Genomic DNA, 18526 nt, shown 5'->3' with positions numbered 1-18526 from the left:
CCTATGGTCTATTTCTTTCTCGGTTGTGCGCTTCTCGTGGTTCTACTACTCGCCGCGCGGGCCATCGTTCGCGCCAACCCCAGACAGCTTGCTGGGGGGATCCGCAAGGTCGGTGCGGTCGGGCTTTTTGCCGTCGCGGGTTTTTTGGCCTTGCGAGGCGCATTGCCGCTGGCGATTCCACTGGCGGCATTTGCCATGAGCCTCATCGCCGGGGGCGGGGGCGTTGGCAGCTTTGGAGGGCCGGAGGAGAGGTCCGACGGCCAGTCTTCACACGTGCAGACCGAGCGTTTGGAGATGGAGCTCGATCATGACACCGGTTACATGGATGGCCGATGCCTCGAAGGCCGGTTCGAAGGTCGCGCGCTGTCCTCGCTCAGCGAGACCGAGGCGATTGAGCTCTACAACGGGTTCCGGTCTGACGGGCTCAAAGAGGCCTCGCTCATGGAAGCCTATCTGGATTGGCGGTTCCCGGACTGGCGGCCCAAAGCTGAGGGCGCAAGCCAAGCAGGCGGGTCCGGTGGGTTCAGCAAGGGTCGCATGAGCGTGGAAGAAGCCCGAGCGGTTCTAGAGGTCGGGCCCAACGCCACACACGGCGACATCCGGCAGGCCCATCGGCGGCTGATGATGAAGTTGCATCCCGATCAGGGGGGCTCCACCTATCTCGCCGCGCGGATTAACGAAGCAAAAGATGTGTTGCTTGAAACTTAAGCCGCAAGCGGGCTCAGCTACTCGGCGGCAAGCGCAATGCAATCAAGGCGCATGCGCTTCAATTTCTCACAGGTGCGGCGCGCATCGGATTTCGTGAAACCCGCGAAGCGGGCTCGATACCATTCCCGATTGTCTTTTTGGAACGTGGTCGTGAAGGGCAGGTGCCCTTCAAGCAACTGCGGTGCACGTTGACGCACCATGCCGAGGCGATTCTGGGCGTCCGCGGGAGAATTATAGGATCCTACTTGGACGTGGTAATCGCCCATCGTATTCGTGGACGCGCGACTTGGCGCAGCGAGGCGATTGGGTACGAGGCTTGGCGCTAGGCTCGCCTGTACGATTTGCGGTGGTTGGGCGGGTTGGGCGATGGCCGGCTGAGCTCTTGTTGGCTGAGGCTGAGCCGGGGCGGGCTGAGCTGCAGCGGGGCGCGGAGCAGCCGGTAGCCTGTGCGTTGCTACAGGAACTGCGGCGCTCGCCAACGAGAACATCGGTTTGCGCGAGGGGCGCGGCGGCGTCGGCGCTCCTAGCAGAGATGCAATGAAATTTGTCCCCCTCGGCTTTCTCGATGACGCCTTCGACCAATGCTTGTCGAGGAGCGATGTCATCGCAGCATTGCGTAGTGCACCGGTGCGGCCACCGAGTACGACACCGACCAAGCGCTTATCGCCGCGTTCGACCGAGGCTGTGAGGTTGAAGCCGCTAGCACGCGTGTATCCGGTCTTGATGCCCGTCGTTCCCTTGTAGTTGAAGAGCAGGCGATTGTGGTTCCTGTACTTGCGGCCGTTATAGGCGAAGTATTTGGTCTCAAAGACGCTGTAGTACTCCGGGTAATCCTGCTTGATGTGCATCGCCAGGATGGCCTGGTCGCGGGCCGTCGTCAGCTGTTCCTTGTTGGGAAGACCTGAGGCGTTGCGATAGGTCGTATTCTTCATGCCTAGGTTGCGCGCGGTCTGAGTCATGATCCGTGCGAAATTCTCCTCGGTACCGCCCACATTCTCGGCAACCACTGAGGCGGCGTCGTTGGCCGACTTGGTTACAAGCGCCTTGATCGCGTCTTTGACGGCGATGGTGGAGCCTGGCTTTAGATAGAGCTTTGTCGGTGACTGACTTGCCGCGTGTTTCGACACCTTAAGCTTTGTTTCGGGCGTGAAACGGCCGGCCCGCATATACGCGAACAGGACATAGAGCGTCATAATCTTTGTGAGCGATGCGGGCGATCGAAGAACGTCGGCGGACTGGGAATACAAGACATTGTTCGTGTTCGCGTCGACGATAATGGCGGCCTTTACGCGCTTGTCCGCAAAGGCTTCGCTGACATGGGTCAGTGTCGCGCCGAGCGCGAGCAGCACCGCAAGACCGATCTTGGCCGCTTGACGAACACATGTGGCCGACTGGCGAGACCGCGTTGCGGCTCCATTTTGAATTTTTTCGAACACTTTGGCTTACGCCTTTCCCCGTTTGTCACGCCGACTTCAAACGCTCTCCTGCGTTCTCAAGAGGCGGATACAGACCCGTCTTGCCGTTTTCCAAGGCCGACAAACGGAAAAGCTAGAATTTGACGATTGCCAAAGCGTTAAGGGCGCCCGATGGACGCGGGCATTAGACCAAGGAACAATGGTTGTGCAGTGCAAAATGGAGGTTGACGTCTTTTGTGCAATGCATATAATTAGTTCGCGCTTGCAGCATTTTGTCCCACCCCAATGATGAAGAGGGTTCCATGATCTCAGGTTTTGAAGAGTTCCAGAAAGTTGGCAAAGACGGCTTCGATGCCTATGTCCGCTCGTTCGGCGAGATGAACAAAGGTTTCCAGGCTATTGCCGCTGAATTCACCGACTATTCGAAGAAGGCTTTCGAAGATTCGACGAGGGTCGTCGAGCAGCTTGCCGGCGCCAAGTCTTTCGAGCAGGCCATCGAGATTCAGTCGAAGTTCGCCAAGAAGGCCTATGACGGTTACATGGCTGAGATGTCCAAGATCGGCGAAATGTACGTCGGCATGGCCAAGGACGCTTACAAGCCGATGGAAGTTGCTTTCGCAAAGAAGGCTTCCTAAAGCAACAGCACCTATTCTTCCTCCCAAGGATGGCTCGGGGCGTTGCCCCGGGCTTTTTTTTTGGCGGGATGCCACTATGTCAAACGTGGTGTACCATTTCTGTCAGCTACCGCGTCACATTAGCATTTTCACGTCCGGCTTAATTGCTGCGCTTGGCGCGATCACGTTAGAATACACACGAGTTGGTATTCGGACCTAGCAGGGCGCCCAGCCTTGGAAGAGGCATGGCCCGGTCCTAAACTACGGACGAGAAGTGAAGGCTAACGATGGCGCGCAATGGCGACCCGCGCCGGGACGACGACTCCGGCACACAGATCGTTACCAAGGTGCGGCCGAAGACAAAACGGCCGAGCCTCTACAAGGTGTTGTTGCTCAACGACGACTACACGCCGATGGATTTCGTCGTGTACATCCTCGAGCGATTCTTCAACAAGGCGCCGGAAGAGGCGACCCGTATCATGCTGCACGTCCACCAAAAGGGCGTAGGTATCTGCGGGGTCTACACTTATGAGGTTGCTGAGACTAAGGTAGCTCAGGTCACCAGCTTTGCCCGTCAGCACGAGCATCCGCTGCAATGCACGATGGAGAAAGAGTAGGAATCCGTGGCGTCATTTTCGACCAGTCTAGAGCAAGCACTCCGACGCGCGCTCCAATACGCGAACGAGCGAAGTCACGAGTATGCGACGCTTGAGCATTTGCTCTTGTCGCTCTTGGACGATCGCGACGCGGCTGCCGTCATGCGTGCCTGCGACGTCGATCTCGACCTGCTGCGGGAAAAGCTGACTGGGTATATCGACAACGAACTCTCGGGTCTCGTGCTCGACAATCATGGCGACGCGCAGCCCACCGCCGGCTTTCAGCGGGTCATTCACCGTGCCGTGGCACATGTGCAGTCGAGCGGCCGCGAAGAGGTGACCGGAGCCAACGTGCTCGTTGCCATCTTCGCAGAGCGGGAGAGCCATGCGGCGTTCTTCCTGCAAGAGCAGCATATGACCCGCTTCGATGCGGTGAACTACATCAGTCACGGCATTGCCAAGCGTGGTGGCATGTCCGATGCGCGTCCGGTGCGCGGAATCGAAGACGACGCGGCCACAGTCGACGGTAACGACGACAAGAAGCGTGGTGCCGATGCTCTCGAGGTCTACTGCATCAACCTGAACCAAAAGGCGCGTACCGGGCGTATTGACCCGCTGATCGGCCGAGAGGCTGAGGTTCAGCGCACGATCCAGGTGCTTTGCCGCCGTCAGAAGAACAACCCGCTTTTCGTGGGCGATCCGGGCGTGGGCAAGACAGCCATCGCCGAAGGCTTGGCCCGTCGGATCGTCATGGCCGACGTGCCGGAAGTCCTGTCCGACGCCACTATTTTCCAGTTGGACATGGGCGCGCTTCTGGCAGGCACCCGGTATCGTGGCGACTTCGAAGAGCGCCTCAAGGCCGTCATGCGGGAGATCGAGAACTTTCCCGGCGCGATCATGTTCATCGACGAGATTCACACGGTGATCGGTGCAGGCGCGACCTCAGGTGGCGCCATGGACGCATCGAACCTGTTGAAACCGGCGCTGCAGTCCGGTTCGCTTCGGTGCATCGGCTCGACCACATACAAGGAATACCGCCAGCACTTTGAGAAGGACCGAGCGCTCGTCCGCCGCTTCCAGAAGATCGACGTGAAAGAGCCGTCCGTGACCGACACGATCGAAATTCTGAAGGGCCTGAAGCCTTACTTTGAGGATTTCCATCGCATTCGCTACACGAACCAGGCGATCAAGTCGGCGGTGGAGTTGTCGGCGAAGTACATTCACGATCGCAAGCTGCCGGACAAAGCAATTGACGTGATTGACGAAACGGGTGCCTCACAGATGCTGGTTCCGGAGCGTCAGCGGCGGAAGACGATCGGCGTTAAGGAGGTCGAGCACACGATCGCCACTATGGCCCGCATCCCGCCGAAGACCATCTCCAAGACGGATGCGGAAGTCCTGCGCGGTATCGACGAGGATCTGAAGCGCGTCGTCTTCGGCCAAGATAAGGCGATCGAGGCCTTAGGCGCCGCGATCAAGCTGAGCCGCGCCGGGCTGCGTGAGCCGGGCAAGCCCATCGGCTGCTACATGTTCTCCGGCCCCACGGGCGTCGGAAAGACCGAAGTCGCGCGCCAGCTGGCCACGCTGCTCGGTGTCGAGCTCCTTCGCTTCGACATGAGCGAGTACATGGAGCGCCATACCGTCTCGCGTCTGATCGGTGCGCCTCCTGGCTATGTCGGCTTCGATCAGGGCGGTCTCCTCACCGACGGTGTCGATCAGCATCCCCATTGCGTGCTGCTCTTGGATGAGATCGAGAAGGCCCATCCGGACCTGTTCAACATCCTTTTGCAGGTGATGGATCACGGCAAGCTGACCGACCACAACGGTAAGCACGTGGACTTCCAGAACGTGATTCTGATCATGACCACGAATGCCGGCGCGGCGGATATGGCCAAGGCGGCGATTGGGTTCAATCGCACGAAACGCGAAGGCGACGACGAGGAAGCAATCAACCGTCTCTTCTCGCCGGAGTTCCGCAACCGGCTGGATGCGATCATCGCGTTCGGTGCGCTGCCGCCTGCTGTCATCTCGCAGGTTGTCGAGAAGTTCGTGTTCCAGCTCGAAGCTCAGCTTGGAGACCGGAACATCACCATCGAGCTCACGCCCGAGGCCAACGAATGGCTGGCCGAGCGCGGGTACGACGAGAAGTTTGGCGCGCGTCCCTTGTCTCGCGTGATCCAGGAGAACATCAAGAAGCCGCTGGCGGAGGAAATCCTCTTCGGCGCGCTGAAGGACGGCGGCACGGTGCGCGTGGTCGTGAAAGAGACTGATGGCGAGAAGGTCCTCGACTTCGATTACATTTCCGACGACGCGCCTATCAAGCCTGTCGATACGGACGAGAAGGAAGCCGAGGCCAAGGTCAAAGCCAAGGCGAAGGCGTCAAAGTCCAAAGGCAAGCGTGGCCGCAAGTCCCGCGGCGGCGCCAAGGAAAGCGGCTCGGGTTCCGTGCCCAAAGTCCCGCTCGGCGAGGACTAGGCACGACAAACCTCACCTGAATCCAAGACATCGAGGCCGGGAGCTCTTCAGAGTTTCCGGCCTCGCTTGTTCTTGTGGCAATAGGGACTAGCCGCCAAAGCCGCGCGTTGTTTTGGCCGACTGCCCGCGCCATTACTCACCCAGCACAGCCCTGATTTTCTCCGCGGTGGCTTTGAGGCCCTCAGGGTCGGCCATCGCGGCGCCTTCGGGCCGTAGGGGCACGCCCTCTTTCCGGGGCACGATATGGACGTGGAGGTGAAAGACGGTCTGGCCTGCCACGGCGCCATTGAACTGCTGGATCAGAACGCCCTCGGCGCCGACCGCTTTCTTGATTTTGGGTGCGAGCGACTGCACCACCGTCATCAGTTTGCCAAGGCCCTCCTGCGAGACGCCGAATAGATCCATGGCCGGCTCCTTGGTGATGACGAGGGCATGGCCTTCCGTGCGCGGCATGATGTCGAGAAACGCGAGCGTGTCTTCGTCCTCATACAGTTTGTGGCAGGGGATCTCGCCCTTAAGAATCTTGGCGAAGATGTTGTCCGGATCGTAGGCCGTCATCGATTGTCAGCTCCTTGGTTGCTGGCGCGGGCTTTTGCGAGTCATTTCGTGCGCTTGCGCATGCCAGGTCAACCGGAGAATGACGCTTCAGCTGCCGTCGCGCCTGTACGGCGTTTCCGCTTTAAGGAGCGCGTTCTCTTCGCTCACAGCGCGTCTTTCCCGCTCAAGATAGTGGGCCACAGCGCTTCTGAGCTGCGGGTCCGCGATGTAATGCGCGCTATACGTTTGGGCGGGGACATAGCCGCGCGCCAGCTTATGGCCCCCTTGAGCGCCGGCTTCGACACGCGCCAAGCCGTGCGCAATCGCGTAGTCGATGGCTTGGTAGTAGCAGACCTCGAAATGCAGGAATTCCTGCGTCTCAACCGCCCCCCAGTAGCGGCCATAGAGCGTATCGGCGCCAATCACGTTGAGTGCCCCGGCGATGTACTCATCGCCGCGTTTTGCCATCACGAGGAGCAACTGATCGGCCATGCTCTCGCCCAACAGGCTGAATGCTTCGCGCGTCAAATAGGGGCGTCCCCATTTGCGTGCGCCGGTATCCAAGTAGAACACGAAGAAGGCGTCCCAGTGGGCTTCGGTCAGCTCCGATCCGGTCAGCCATTCGATCTCAATTTCATCGCCTAAAGCGCATCGGCGCTCGCGCTTGATCGCTTTGCGTTTTCGTGAGGCTAGGGCGCACAAAAAATCGTCGAAGCTGCCGTAGCCATCATTGTGCCAATGGAACTGCTGATCGACCCGTTGAAGGTAACCAAGCTCGCCTGCGAGCTGCCACTCGTCAAGCGACATGAAGGTGATGTGCAAAGACGAGACGCCAAGCTTATTCGTCAGCGTTCGTCCTGCTTGCAGGAGAAGCGCCTGGCGTTCGAGCCGCGCGGCACCACTGCGAACCAAGAGCCGAGGGCCTGGCACAGGAGAGAAAGGCACCGCCGCTTGGAGCTTCGGGTAGTAATCGCCACCCGCGCGCATATAGGCTTCCGCCCAGCCGTGATCGAAGACGTATTCGCCTTGGCTGTGACCCTTTAGGTAACAGGGCATGCAGCCGAGCAGGCGTCCGCCGTCATCCTCAAAAAGCAGATGTTGGGGGAGCCAGCCGGTCTCGCGCGCCGCGGATCCGCTTTCTTCCAATGCCCTCAGAAACGCGTGACTTACGAACGGGTTGGACGGCTTCTTTGAAGTGCTTTCACCGCGCGCACAGGCGTCCCAATCGTCCGCGGGCACATCGGCGATGCGTCCTGCAATGCGCACCACCGCATCCTGCGCGCCTTGCTCTTTGGGATCCTGGTTCTCCGGTTCGGCTGACGTTTCCATACCGCCCATATGTCCGGCGATTCGGCCTCGACTATTAAGGAACGATCTCTTCGAAGATCGGCGCATCTGCATAGCGTAACGCCCGGTCCAACTCCGCCTCGGTTCGGACGGTCCACGCCAGCAAAGGGAGGCCGGCGACGAATTTGGCGAGCAGCGGCGCAACGGCCGGCAGCGCCCTGATATCGTACGCGACAAAATGGGGCCTTGCGAAGACGGATGTGAGGAGATGCCGCATGGCAAACCGCTGCGTCATCGAAAGATGGGTTTTGGAGGCGGTATCGTTGAAGCGGCACGAGACCAGGCCGCGTGGCAGGGCTGGGGCATGCTCACGGAACGCGGAGACCGAATAGGGGTCGAAGGACATGACTGCCACTGGGCCGTGGTAACCCGCAAGAATATTGGCAATGTTGGCCTCGAAGGTTCCGTGCCCTGAACCGTTGGTCTTAACATCAAGCAATAGGGGCACCGCATCGCTGACGATTTCGAGCAAGTCTGGCAACGACAAAATCTTGTCGCCTCCGTGTTTCAGCGACAGCGCGCGCAAACTTTCAATGTCTCGCGCCGCGACAGGACCAGTCTCGTGCGTTAGTCGATCAAGGGTCGCATCGTGAAAGACGACTGGCATATCGCCGCCGGCGCGCTGAATGTCGACCTCGACGGCGAGGCCTTTCCGCATGGCTGCCTTGACCGCCGACACGCTGTTTTCGCAAATGCCGCGTTCGGCATCGTGGAGCCCGCGATGAGCGATCGGACGCTTCAGCCAGTAGAGTTCGCTCATACGTGGCCTCGCTTGTTTGCCATCACTCTATGGCAAAGACGGCGTCAATCTCGACAGCGGCGTTGAGCGGCAAGCTTGAGCAGCCAATGGCAATACGCGTGTGGCGTCCCTTGTCGCCGAGAATGTCGACGAGCAAATTCGAGGCGCCGTTTATGACCTTAGGATGGTCGCCAAACTCGGGAACGGCACTGACAAAGCCATTTATGCGCAGCAGCTGCACGATCCGGTCCAGGTCGCCCAGCGCCAGTTTAGCCTGCGCCAGAATGTTGAGCGCACAGAGCCGCGCCGCATCCTGTCCTGCGGCCAACGAGACCTCCCCTCCGACGTGACCTGTGACCGCAATCGCACCGTCCCGAATTGGCAGTTGACCGGAAACCAGAAGCTGCCCGTTTATATGGACGAAGGGGACATAGCTTGCGATTGGCGGCTTGGCTTCGGGCAACTCGAGGTCCAGAGCCCTGAGACGTGATTCGATCTCTCCCGCCATGATCCCTCCAGAACTAGACGCTGCGGTTACAGTTGAGCAAAAAGCCCTACCCCGCAAGCTCGCCTGGCAAATTACTGTCCTGGTAAGGTTCAAACGGTTCCACCACCCCTTGCCCGAAGAGGGTGTTGGTGACAAAAATTGTTACTTCGATGGGCCTCGAAAGGTTTCCGCCGTCGAGCAGATAAGAAGAAGGCCGATCCTATGAACCGCGCCAGGGGCCGCTGGCTCTCATGCTTCGTACTTTTCGCCGCCTTGGGCTTGCCCGATGAGGGCTGGTCCATTGGGGCCGGCCAATTGGCGCCTCATCGAGCTATTTACGAAATGTCATTGGGCGAGGCCCGCTCCGGGTCGGGTGTCACGGCCTATGATGGCCGTTTGGTCTTCGAATTCACGGGATCGGCTTGTAGAGGCTATTCGCTCAATACGCGGTTGGTAAGCCAAGTGACCGATGCGCAAGGCGAGACGATTCTGGCCGATGTTTGGTCGTCGACCCGCGAACAGGGAGACGGAGAAACGTTCCGGTTCCACTCATCTCAACGTTTGAATAATCGTCTCGACGAAGCAACCATGGGGCGTGCCACACGTGGTCGTTCTGACGAGAGTATCACAGTCAAGCTTACCCAGCCTGCAAACGAAGAATTCAGTCTTTCCGGCCCAGTCATGTTCCCAACGCAACACAGCCTTGCGCTGATTGAGCATGCCATTACGGGAAAAACAGTGTTCCAAGCAAAGGTTTATGATGGGACCGAGAAGGGACAAAAAATTTTCAATACTACTGCCTTTATCGGGCAAAAGTCGAAGCCCGGCGCTGAACTCGGCCAGCAGCAAAAGGCCATCCAAAAGGAGGGTCTAGGTTACTTGGCGTCATGGCCCATTTCAATCGGCTATTACGACTTAGGCATCGGCGACCTGACGCCCAGCTACCAGATCGATTATCGGCTCTACCAGAACGGTGTCGGCGGCGACCTAGTCATCGACTACGGCGAGTACACGGTGGAAGGAAAGTTGAGCTCACTTGAGTACTTAAAGGAAACAAGGTGTAAATAGTCAGATCACGGAAGGTGCTAGCGTAAAAATCCGCAAGCAACAGCACAGCTTGGTGCGTACGTTAAGCGCACATGCGATAAATCGCTCGCAGTTTTCCGTTCTGCTTCAGAGTTTGGTTACAGGTTCTAGGTGATATTGCCCGAAACCATAAGGGGCGATAACACGATGTTTCAGAGGATACGGACTACCCCCATGGCGACGACACCGTCGAACCATGGGTTTCTGCAGACGCCAACGGCTTACTCCATGCGCGCGCCGGCCGCTCCGACGCCGGAACGACATTCTCCTGCGTGTCGCGGCCAAATCGCCGATGATAATGGAACAGAATCGCCGGGACCGATGCCAATGACAAAGACAGTGCTGATTGTCGAGGACAACGAGCTCAATATGAAGCTGTTCCACGACCTCCTCGATGCGCATGGATATGCGACGCTCCAGACCCGAAACGGGGTGGAGGCGTTGGAACTTGCGCGCGAACACCGTCCAGACCTCATACTGATGGATATTCAGCTGCCTGAGGTTTCCGGCCTGGAAGTCACGAAATGGCTTAAGGAAGACGATGAGCTTAGAGAGATACCAGTTGTTGCTGTAACCGCATTCGCTATGAAGGGCGATGAGGAGCGGATCAGGGAAGGGGGCTGCGAGGCCTATATCTCCAAGCCAATCTCCGTAATGATGTTTCTCGACACGGTGAAGCAGTTTATTGGAGAGGCGCGCTAGCCTTCATGACGGCGCGGGTCCTTATCGTCGATGATAACTCGGCAAATCGGAGGCTGCTGGAAGCGCGGCTGACGGCCGAGTATTTCACGGTGCAGACGGCATCAAACGGCGCCGATGCACTGGCAATGTGTAGCGTAGACTTGCCGGACGTCATCCTGCTTGACGTCATGATGCCTGGCATGGATGGCTTTGAAGTCTGCCGGCAGCTCAAATCCAACGCGCGAACACAGCATGTTCCCGTCGTGATGGTCACGGCCCTCGATCAATCCAGCGATTTGCTAGAAGGGTTGGAGGCAGGTGCGGACGACTTTCTGACCAAGCCTGTCGACAATCTTGCGCTGATTACACGTATCAAGAACCTTGCGCGCTTCAAAGTACTGACCGACGAAATGCTGCTCCGTGCTGCTTCCGACGGTGAGTTCGGCCTCGGTCTCCCGATAGAGGGCAAGTCCGCTGTCATCGAGAGCCAAGGGCGAGTTCTCGTTGTGGAAGATCGCGAAGCAGCGGCATCGCGCATTGTCGAGGCCCTGAGAACCGAAAACCAAATCTTTCACACGACCGACCCAGCTCAAGCGGTTTTGTCTTTGCCAAGTGGGGAGTACGATCTCATTGTCATTAGTTTGAGTCTTCGAAACGCGGATGGGCTGCGACTGTGCTCCGAGATACGGTCGTTGGATGATGGGCGTCATCTACCGCTTCTCGCATTGGCAGAAGCTGAAGAGCAGGGCCGCCTGCATCGTGCCCTTGATATGGGCGTCAACGACTACATTGTGCGTCCTGTCAATACGAGTGAGCTGCTTGTGCGTGTTCGCACGCAGATAAAGCGCAAGCGCTATACGGACTATTTGCGTTCCCGGCTAGAGCAGTCCGTCGAGTTGGCCGTTCTGGATCCGCTCACAACTCTCCACAATCGTCGCTATTTCACGCGTCACATGAAGGCGCTTTTCGACAGGTCGGTTGATTGCGGCAGGGCTCTATCGATCCTGTTGATCGATGTCGATCGCTTCAAGCTCATCAACGATACGCATGGACATGACGCCGGTGATGACGCTTTAAGAGCATTGGCTTCGCGACTGCGTGACAATGTTCGGGCGAGCGATCTCGCGTGCCGCCTCGGCGGTGAGGAGTTCGTCGTGGTGATGCCGGACACCAGTCTCGAGAATGCGTATCGCGTTGCGGAACGTCTTCGCCATTGCATTGCCGCCATGCCCTTCGTGGTTGGCTTGCAGCGCAACCCAATAAACGTCACGTCAAGCATCGGGGTGGCGGCTCTGGAGTATGGAGACGACAGGCCTGAACTCATCCTGAGGCGCGCAGATCAAGCGCTCTACAGCGCGAAGCGCGACGGTCGCAATCGCGTGGCGGCGAACGCAGCCTAGGTTGTGGTGCCCGGACGGCTTGCCGGCACTAATTGGACCGAATCACCTGAGCTAGGCCGCGATGAACGCTGATCCTGCCTTGATGGTCAATTCCGTCCGGCTGCAGACTTGACACACAGGCTTAGTGTTAGCGCTTAAATCTTTGCAGCGATTAAGATTTTGTCGTATTAATGTAACGGTAACGATTGATTTGGTTCCCGTTGAGATAGCTTTTATGCTCTCAGTTGTTTCATATGCGCCGCGTGGGAGGTGGTGATTGCAACGAGGCCGGGGAGCTACCGAGCTTCGGGCTGCGATTGTTCGGCTCTTCCACCAGTGAACAACCCTGCGGAATGCTCAGGTCCGCCGCATCTCCTGCGTCCGTGGGGTTTGGCCGGTCGGGGCGCGGTAGAGTGGCCTCCTCGTTAGCGCCGCGTGTCGACCGGCCACCATTTTGGTAGTTAGTTTCCCTCCGCGGCCCTAGCTCAGGGCAACTCAACTTTCAGAAAATATCTGTGTCTTCGTATCGCGGTATGCTCGCTGGCGCTCGTCATGCGTTTCGGGCCAGCTGCTGCCGCGGACAAGCGTGACGCTATTTGATCTTCGCTTCTTTAAATTCGACGTGCTTCCGAACGACCGGATCGTACTTCTTAAAAACCATCTTCTCGGTTTGATTACGCGGGTTCTTCTTTGTGACGTAGAAGTAGCCGGTGCCGGCGGTGCTCAAAAGTTTGATCTTCTGTGTGATGGGCTTCGCCATTACTATCCTCGAATGGAAACTGTTCGGGTGCTTTGCGCAGGTCCCTTACGAGCCGCGCGAGGTTGCGCGCAACCTAGTGTTTCGCCGGCGTAAGTCAAGCGGCCCTGCGGCCTAGGCCGAGGGCGGTGCCAGCCGGTCGCACACCTCTTCTTTGTATTCAGGATCGAACCCGTGCATCAGCAGCGCCCACTGCAGCGAAACCAGGAACCCTTTGATAGGCGCGAGAGCTGCAAGCGCCAGCACGATCGTGAGAGGCAACCAGACGGCCGCGTGAAGCCAAAGCGGCGGGCGGAAAGCCACTTCGACAGTCAGAACAAGGCTGACGATCACATGGCCGATAATGACAATCGTGAAGTAGGCAGGGGCATCATCGGCACGATGATGGTGAAGGGCTTCGCCACAATGAGAACAGTGATCGCTCACCTTCAAATAGCGCGTGAAAAGAGAGCCGACGCCGCATGCTGGACATTTTAGCATCGTCCCCCGCAGGAGAGACTGCTGAAGAGGGCGTTCGCCAGTGGCCCGACCTGCGTGCTGCGACATTCTCATCTTCCTTTAACTAGCGCCTGGCGAAAGCCCAGAACAATCAGCGCTTCTTCGGACGCGAACCGCGGGGTTTGGCTCGCCTGCGGCCTTTGCTTCGGTCGGCGGTCCTCGACCGCGGGCCACTTCGGAAATTAGCGATCTTGCGTCCTTCACTCAACATGTCAAATCGTAGCGCTCCCGCCGTGGGGATTGCCTCTACAAGACGTACCTCGACTTGGTCCCCGAGTTGGTATGCGAGCCCTGAGTCCTCGCCAACAAGTGCTTGGCGAACTTCATCGTGGTAGAAATATTCATGTCCAATGGCGGAAGCCGGAACAAACCCATCAGCGCCTGTTTCGTTTAGGCGCACGAAAAGTCCCGAGCGCACGAGTCCTGAAACCTTCGCGCTGAAAGTGGCTCCGATGCGATCGGCGAGATAGGCGGCAGTAAGACGGTCCACCGTATCTCGTTCGGCCGCCATGGCGCGCCGCTCTGTATCGGATATCGCGCCGGAGATCTCCTCCAAGTCGTCAAGTTCTCTATCCGTTAGACCGCCATCGCCAAGGCCCAACGCACGGATGAGCGCCCGATGTACGATCAAGTCTGCATAACGTCGGATCGGCGAGGTGAAGTGCGCATAGCGTCGGAGATTCAAACCGAAATGTCCCAGATTGCGCGGAGTGTATTCTGCTTGGCTCTGGCTTCTGAGGACCACCTCAGCGACGAGCTCAGCGTTGGGCGAGCTTTTCGTGTCGGCAAGGATACGGTTGAACTGCGAGGGCCGGAGCGTTCCGGCTTTCGCGATCTTCATGTCGATCGTCGCTAGGAACTCACCGAGTGCTACAAGCTTTTCCTTCGACGGCGCATCGTGAACCCGGTAGATCAGCGGTGACCGCTTTGTTTCCAGCGCCTCGGCAGCAGCAACATTGGCTTGGATCATGAACTCTTCGATGAGCCGGTGGGCATCGAGGCGCGGCGGGGTCGCGATACCGCGGACGCGGCCTTTGTCGTCCAACAAGATCTTGCGCTCTGGCAGCTCCAGTTCAAGTGGTCCGCGTGCCTTGCGGGCTTTGCGAAGGCTCGCGTATGCGCCCCAAAGGGGTCGTAAAACAGAATCGAGCAGCGGATCTGTTGTGCCGTCCGTCCGTCCGTCGATTGCCGCTTGGGCCTGTTCATAAGACAGGCTCGCGGCGGAACGCATAAGGCCCCGGAAGAAGCGGTGCCCTTTATTTTGGCCGCCCTTGTCAAGGACCATGCGGACGGCAAGGCAAGGTCGGTCGACTCCTTCCTTCAGGGAACAGAGCTCATTAGAGATGCGCTCCGGCAGCATGGGTACGACGCGATCAGGGAAGTAGACGGAGTTACCCCGTTTTCGTGCTTCCTTGTCGAGTGCGCTGCCAGGCGTAACGTAGTGCGCAACGTCGGCAATGGCGACGGTGACGATCCAACCTCCCTCGTTGTCTAGATCTGTGTCGGGCTCGGCGAACACTGCGTCGTCGTGGTCGCGGGCATCTACCGGATCGATGGTGACAAGCGGTGTTTTGCGGAGGTCGACGCGCGACCCTAACCCAACTTCCTTGGCAGAATCGGCTTCTGCGATCACGGGAGGCGGGAACACATCCGGGATGCCATGAGCATGTAGTGCGATCAGGCTGATGGCCTGTTGGGCCTCGGGGTTTCCCAGGCGCGCAACGATACGTGCCGTCGGCACGCCGTAGCGGACGGAACGCGCGATTTCGAAACGGACAAGTTCTCCGTCTTCGGCGTCGCCCGCTGAGCCCTTCGGCACTGTCCATTCCTTCAGCTGTTTCTTGTCGATGGGGTCGAGAACCCCGCGACCGTACGAGAGCGACCTGAAGATGCCGAGTAAGCTGCGCGCCGTCGATCGCGGCAGCTTTTTGATGGTCCGAGCATGATACGGGTAGTCCGCATCTGCCTTTTGGGTTGTGATCCGCGCCAACACGCGATCCCCTATGCCTGGCGTTTGCGCGAGATTGCCTCGGCCTTCCACCATGAGAATTTTCGGAATTGAGCCGTTCTCGTCATCCCAGGTTGCGGGCCGAGCGACGAATTCGCCGTCTTCATCGCGGGCGACGATCTCGAGCACCGTAACGGACGGTAGAACGCCAGGTCGTGAGAGGCTTCGGCGAGAGCCGGCGATCAGGCCTTCCTCGGCCATCTCGCGCAGGAGGGATTTAAGGGCGATCCGATCAGCGCCTTTGACGCCGAAGGCTCGGGCAATCTCCCGCTTGCCGGTTTTGGCCGTGGAGGTTTCCAAGAACTCAACGATTTCCCTCTTGGAGGGAAGTCCTGTTTTGGCTTTCGTCTTGGTCTTGGCGCCCGCCTTTGGCTTTCTCGCGGTTTTGCTTTTCGCGTCGGATGTCGTCGCGGCCGCTTTGGGCGATGTCGTCTTCTTGGGTGGAGCCACGTCTGCCGCTTAACTTGCCGCCTCGTCGGCGGCCTCTTTGGCTGGGGCGGTCTTTCGCGCCGTCTTCCGAGTGGCATTCTTCTTGGCTACTGCCTTTTTTGCGGCTGTCTTCTTTGTCGCGGCTTTCTTGGCCGCCTTCTTTTTTGCTGTCTTTTTTTTGGCCGGGCCTTTAGCCGCGCGAGCTGCGATCAGTTGGACGGCTTCGTCGAGCGTCACGTCTTCAGGGTCACGGTCGCGCGGGATCGTCGCGTTGATCTTCTCGTGCTTAACGTAGGGCCCGTAGCGACCGTTCATCACTTGGACTTTGCCCCCGACTTGCGGGTGTTCGCCCAGGTCTTTGATTACGCTTGCGCCGCGCTGTGCGCCCTTTGCGGCCTTATCGGCAAGAAGTGTAATCGCGCGGTTTGCGCCAACTTCGAAGACATCTTCCGGTGTCGACAAGCTTGCATATTTTCCATCACACTGAACATAGGGTCCGAACCGTCCGTAGCCTGCTGTAATCGGTTTCCCCGACTCAGGGTGGATACCAACTTCTCGGGGCAGCGATAGGAACGCTAGCGCGCGGGCTAAGTCGATCGCCTCCGGATCCGTCCCTTTCGGGATCGACGCACGCTTGGGTTTCTCACCGCCGGCCTCTTCGCCAAGTTGGATGTAGGGACCGAAGCGGCCAGAACGAATAGTGACTTCCAGTTCTGTCTCAGGATCGAGCCCGAGCACCTTTCCATCACTGAAAGCTGCTTTGTCGCCGGTCTCGGCGAGTTGTCGTGTGTAGCGGCAGTCTGGATAGTTTGAGCAACCGACGAATGCGCCGAACTTACCGACTTTCAAGCTGAGCTGCCCGTCGCTGCAAGCCGGGCACGCGCGTGGTTTGCCATCGCCGGTGTCCGGAAAAATGTGCGGTCCGAGTAACTCGTTCAATGCATCAAGGACCTGCGCAATCCTCAGATCGCCGATCTCGTCAACCGCACCAATAAAGTCGCGCCAGAAATCACGAAGCACATTCTTCCACTGAAGAGTGCCGGCGGAAATCAGGTCTAGCTTCTCTTCAAGATCTGCGGTGAAATCGTACTCAACATAGCGTTTGAAGAAACTCTCTAGGAATGCTGTTACGAGCCGTCCCTTGTCTTCTGGGATGAGCCGTTTCTTATCGATACGCACATAGTCCCGCTCACGCAGGACGTTCAGAGTCGCGGCGTATGTCGAAGGACGGCCGATACCGAGCTCTTCCATCTTCTTGATAAGCGTCGCCTCTGAGTAACGCGGAGGTGGCTCGGTGAAATGTTGCTTGGCCTCGACACCACGAGGATTGAGCGGCTCGCCTTTCGACAAAGCGGGAAGGGAGCCGTCCTCGCCAACTGCGTCGTCTACTCCTTCCTCGTAAATCTTCAGAAATCCGTCGAAGCGGATGACGGACCCTGTTGCCCGAGCGCCATAGGCTTTGCCATCCGTCCCCGCTACATCGACGTCTGCTGTGGTGCGCTCGATTTCTGCGCTGGACGCCTGGCTCGCCAGCGTGCGTTGCCAGATCAACTTGTAGAGCTTGAGCGCATCCGGCTCGAGATAGCCGCTCACCTTATCGGGCGCTTTGCTGAAGTCAGTTGGCCGAATAGCTTCGTGTGCTTCCTGCGCGTTCTTCGCTTTCGATGAGTACTGTCGCGGAGAGGGCGGCACATAGCTTGAACCATATAAGCCGCTCACAAGTGACCGAACTGCGGATACTGCTTCTGGCGCAATTTGTACGCCGTCAGTCCTCATATAGGTAATGAGCCCTTCGGCGGCGCCGCCCAGGTCGACGCCTTCGTATAGGCGCTGCGCCACCTGCATCGTTTGGCGTGGACTGAATCCGAGCTTGCGTGATGCTTCCTGCTGTAGCGTCGATGTTGTGAACGGGGCGGCGGGATTGCGCTTCTGCGACTTACTTTCAATCTTCCCGACACTGTACCGGCCGCCTTCCAGTGCCGCCTTGAGTCTCTCGGCTGTCTCCTGGTTAGGGATGTCAAACTTGCCGAGCTTCTCGCCTTCCACTGAATAGAGACGCGCCGTTAAGGCCTGGTTCTTGTCCGTTGCCAGCGATGCGGTGATGGACCAGTACTCCTGCGCTACGAACTTTTCGATCTCCAGTTCCCGTTCGCAAACGAGCCGCAAGGCAACCGACTGGACCCGGCCCGCGGAGCGTGCGCCGGGTAGTTTGCGCCAAAGGACGGGGGACAACGTGAAGCCCACCAAGTAATCCAGGGCGCGGCGCGCGAGATACGCATTGACCAGTGGCTCGTCGATCGCGCGCGGATTCTGCATGGCGTCGCGGATCGCATCTTTTGTCACAGCGTTGAAGACGACCCGCTCCACGGGAATCTTGCCAAGGAGCTTCTTCCGCTCCAAAACCTGAAGCACATGCCAGGAGATGGCTTCGCCCTCGCGATCCGGGTCGGTCGCCAAGATGAGCTTATCGGCGCCTCTGACGGCCTGGGCAATCTCGTTCAATCGCTTGGCTGATTTCGGGTCGACATCCCAATGCATCTCAAAATCGTTATCAGGCAGCACCGATCCGTTCTTGGACGGCAAATCGCGAACATGGCCATAGGAAGCCAGCACCCGGTAATCGGAGCCGAGGTACTTGTTGATGGTTTTGGCCTTTGCCGGCGATTCGACGATGACGATGTTCATTGAGATGTTCCTAGCCGCGCGAATGGCGCTCGGCCAAGGGCGAAATTTTGGAGTTGCCCCCCAACTCGTCGGCGAAAATGGTGAC

16 protein-coding genes are annotated in these 18526 nt (G+C 58.5%); 7 read left to right on the top strand and 9 right to left on the bottom strand.

Translation table 11 applies throughout. From position 1 onward, the window contains the following. Nucleotides 1–3 precede the first annotated feature (3 nt). The gene (locus AC33YF_RS01640; protein WP_491775446.1) at nucleotides 4–708 is read left to right on the top strand and encodes a DnaJ domain-containing protein; all 705 of its coding nucleotides are present in this window, start codon (nucleotides 4–6) and stop codon (nucleotides 706–708) included. Nucleotides 709–725: 17 nt separating this feature from the next. Here AC33YF_RS01640 and AC33YF_RS01635 read toward each other — a convergent pair whose 3' ends face one another. Then, nucleotides 726–2144 carry a D-alanyl-D-alanine carboxypeptidase gene (locus AC33YF_RS01635; RefSeq protein ID WP_491775445.1) on the bottom strand — a complete coding sequence of 473 codons (1419 nt, stop codon included), beginning with the start codon at nucleotides 2142–2144 and terminating at the stop codon, nucleotides 726–728. Between the two features lie 281 nt (nucleotides 2145–2425). On the opposite strand from AC33YF_RS01635, the gene AC33YF_RS01630 reads away from it, so the two are divergent. From AC33YF_RS01630 to clpA, 3 genes are all read left to right on the top strand, one after another. Then, on the top strand, nucleotides 2426–2758 hold the full coding sequence (locus AC33YF_RS01630) for a phasin family protein (RefSeq protein ID WP_491775444.1): 333 nt from the start codon (nucleotides 2426–2428) through the stop codon (nucleotides 2756–2758). A gap of 266 nt (nucleotides 2759–3024) precedes the next feature. Next, entirely contained in the window at nucleotides 3025–3354 is a 330-nt protein-coding gene (clpS, locus tag AC33YF_RS01625; protein ID WP_045367416.1) for an ATP-dependent Clp protease adapter ClpS, read from the top strand. Nucleotides 3355–3360: 6 nt separating this feature from the next. Beyond that, the gene (gene clpA / locus AC33YF_RS01620) at nucleotides 3361–5808 is read left to right on the top strand and encodes an ATP-dependent Clp protease ATP-binding subunit ClpA (RefSeq protein WP_491775443.1); all 2448 of its coding nucleotides are present in this window, start codon (nucleotides 3361–3363) and stop codon (nucleotides 5806–5808) included. A gap of 132 nt (nucleotides 5809–5940) precedes the next feature. Here clpA and AC33YF_RS01615 read toward each other — a convergent pair whose 3' ends face one another. From AC33YF_RS01615 to AC33YF_RS01600, 4 genes are all read right to left on the bottom strand, one after another. Further along, complete coding sequence (locus AC33YF_RS01615) at nucleotides 5941–6366, bottom strand: HIT family protein (RefSeq protein ID WP_491775442.1); 426 nt, start codon at nucleotides 6364–6366, stop codon at nucleotides 5941–5943. An 87-nt stretch (nucleotides 6367–6453) separates the two neighbouring features. Continuing rightward, on the bottom strand, nucleotides 6454–7674 hold the full coding sequence (locus AC33YF_RS01610) for a GNAT family N-acetyltransferase (RefSeq protein ID WP_491775441.1): 1221 nt from the start codon (nucleotides 7672–7674) through the stop codon (nucleotides 6454–6456). Nucleotides 7675–7708: 34 nt separating this feature from the next. Then, a complete protein-coding gene (locus AC33YF_RS01605) occupies nucleotides 7709–8452 on the bottom strand; it encodes a glycerophosphodiester phosphodiesterase family protein (protein WP_491775440.1) in 744 nt (247 codons plus the stop codon). A 22-nt stretch (nucleotides 8453–8474) separates the two neighbouring features. Further along, the gene (locus tag AC33YF_RS01600; protein ID WP_491775439.1) at nucleotides 8475–8939 is read right to left on the bottom strand and encodes a RidA family protein; all 465 of its coding nucleotides are present in this window, start codon (nucleotides 8937–8939) and stop codon (nucleotides 8475–8477) included. A 201-nt stretch (nucleotides 8940–9140) separates the two neighbouring features. On the opposite strand from AC33YF_RS01600, the gene AC33YF_RS01595 reads away from it, so the two are divergent. From AC33YF_RS01595 to AC33YF_RS01585, 3 genes are all read left to right on the top strand, one after another. Continuing rightward, nucleotides 9141–9986, top strand: a complete 846-nt coding sequence (locus AC33YF_RS01595; RefSeq protein ID WP_491775438.1) for a cell envelope integrity EipB family protein — start codon at nucleotides 9141–9143, stop codon at nucleotides 9984–9986. Nucleotides 9987–10331: 345 nt separating this feature from the next. Further along, nucleotides 10332–10706 carry a response regulator gene (locus AC33YF_RS01590; RefSeq protein ID WP_491775437.1) on the top strand — a complete coding sequence of 125 codons (375 nt, stop codon included), beginning with the start codon at nucleotides 10332–10334 and terminating at the stop codon, nucleotides 10704–10706. 5 nt (nucleotides 10707–10711) lie between these two features. Further along, nucleotides 10712–12085, top strand: coding sequence for a PleD family two-component system response regulator (locus AC33YF_RS01585; protein WP_491775436.1), 1374 nt, complete (start codon nucleotides 10712–10714; stop codon nucleotides 12083–12085). Between the two features lie 571 nt (nucleotides 12086–12656). On the opposite strand, the gene rpmG is transcribed toward AC33YF_RS01585, so the two are convergent. The 4 genes from rpmG to topA all read right to left on the bottom strand — a co-directional run bounded on the left by rpmG (nucleotide 12657) and on the right by topA (nucleotide 18441). Next, on the bottom strand, nucleotides 12657–12824 hold the full coding sequence (rpmG, locus tag AC33YF_RS01580) for a 50S ribosomal protein L33 (RefSeq protein WP_491775435.1): 168 nt from the start codon (nucleotides 12822–12824) through the stop codon (nucleotides 12657–12659). Nucleotides 12825–12935: 111 nt separating this feature from the next. Then, nucleotides 12936–13367, bottom strand: a complete 432-nt coding sequence (locus AC33YF_RS01575; RefSeq protein ID WP_491775434.1) for a DUF983 domain-containing protein — start codon at nucleotides 13365–13367, stop codon at nucleotides 12936–12938. A 43-nt stretch (nucleotides 13368–13410) separates the two neighbouring features. Further along, nucleotides 13411–15777 (bottom strand): ribonuclease R, encoded by a 2367-nt coding sequence (rnr, locus tag AC33YF_RS01570; RefSeq protein WP_491775433.1) that lies wholly within the window; start codon nucleotides 15775–15777, stop codon nucleotides 13411–13413. A gap of 9 nt (nucleotides 15778–15786) precedes the next feature. Further along, complete coding sequence (topA, locus tag AC33YF_RS01565; protein WP_491775432.1) at nucleotides 15787–18441, bottom strand: type I DNA topoisomerase; 2655 nt, start codon at nucleotides 18439–18441, stop codon at nucleotides 15787–15789. Nucleotides 18442–18526 lie beyond the last annotated feature (85 nt).

This window comes from Methyloceanibacter sp. (assembly GCF_058506495.1).
The sequence above is the reverse complement of the archived record's forward strand: the minus strand, read 5'-3'. Positions and strand labels throughout refer to the sequence as shown.

Coding starts and splice junctions, on each gene's coding strand:
- AC33YF_RS01640 (WP_491775446.1), top strand. CDS start 4: ATGGTCTATTTCTTTCTCGGTTGTGCGCTTCTCGTGGTTCTACTACTC.
- AC33YF_RS01630 (WP_491775444.1), top strand. CDS start 2,426: ATGATCTCAGGTTTTGAAGAGTTCCAGAAAGTTGGCAAAGACGGCTTC.
- clpS (WP_045367416.1), top strand. CDS start 3,025: ATGGCGCGCAATGGCGACCCGCGCCGGGACGACGACTCCGGCACACAG.
- AC33YF_RS01615 (WP_491775442.1), bottom strand. CDS start 6,366: ATGACGGCCTACGATCCGGACAACATCTTCGCCAAGATTCTTAAGGGC.
- AC33YF_RS01610 (WP_491775441.1), bottom strand. CDS start 7,674: ATGGAAACGTCAGCCGAACCGGAGAACCAGGATCCCAAAGAGCAAGGC.
- AC33YF_RS01605 (WP_491775440.1), bottom strand. CDS start 8,452: ATGAGCGAACTCTACTGGCTGAAGCGTCCGATCGCTCATCGCGGGCTC.
- AC33YF_RS01600 (WP_491775439.1), bottom strand. CDS start 8,939: ATGGCGGGAGAGATCGAATCACGTCTCAGGGCTCTGGACCTCGAGTTG.
- AC33YF_RS01595 (WP_491775438.1), top strand. CDS start 9,141: ATGAACCGCGCCAGGGGCCGCTGGCTCTCATGCTTCGTACTTTTCGCC.
- AC33YF_RS01590 (WP_491775437.1), top strand. CDS start 10,332: ATGACAAAGACAGTGCTGATTGTCGAGGACAACGAGCTCAATATGAAG.
- AC33YF_RS01585 (WP_491775436.1), top strand. CDS start 10,712: ATGACGGCGCGGGTCCTTATCGTCGATGATAACTCGGCAAATCGGAGG.
- rpmG (WP_491775435.1), bottom strand. CDS start 12,824: ATGGCGAAGCCCATCACACAGAAGATCAAACTTTTGAGCACCGCCGGC.
- AC33YF_RS01575 (WP_491775434.1), bottom strand. CDS start 13,367: ATGTCGCAGCACGCAGGTCGGGCCACTGGCGAACGCCCTCTTCAGCAG.
- topA (WP_491775432.1), bottom strand. CDS start 18,441: ATGAACATCGTCATCGTCGAATCGCCGGCAAAGGCCAAAACCATCAAC.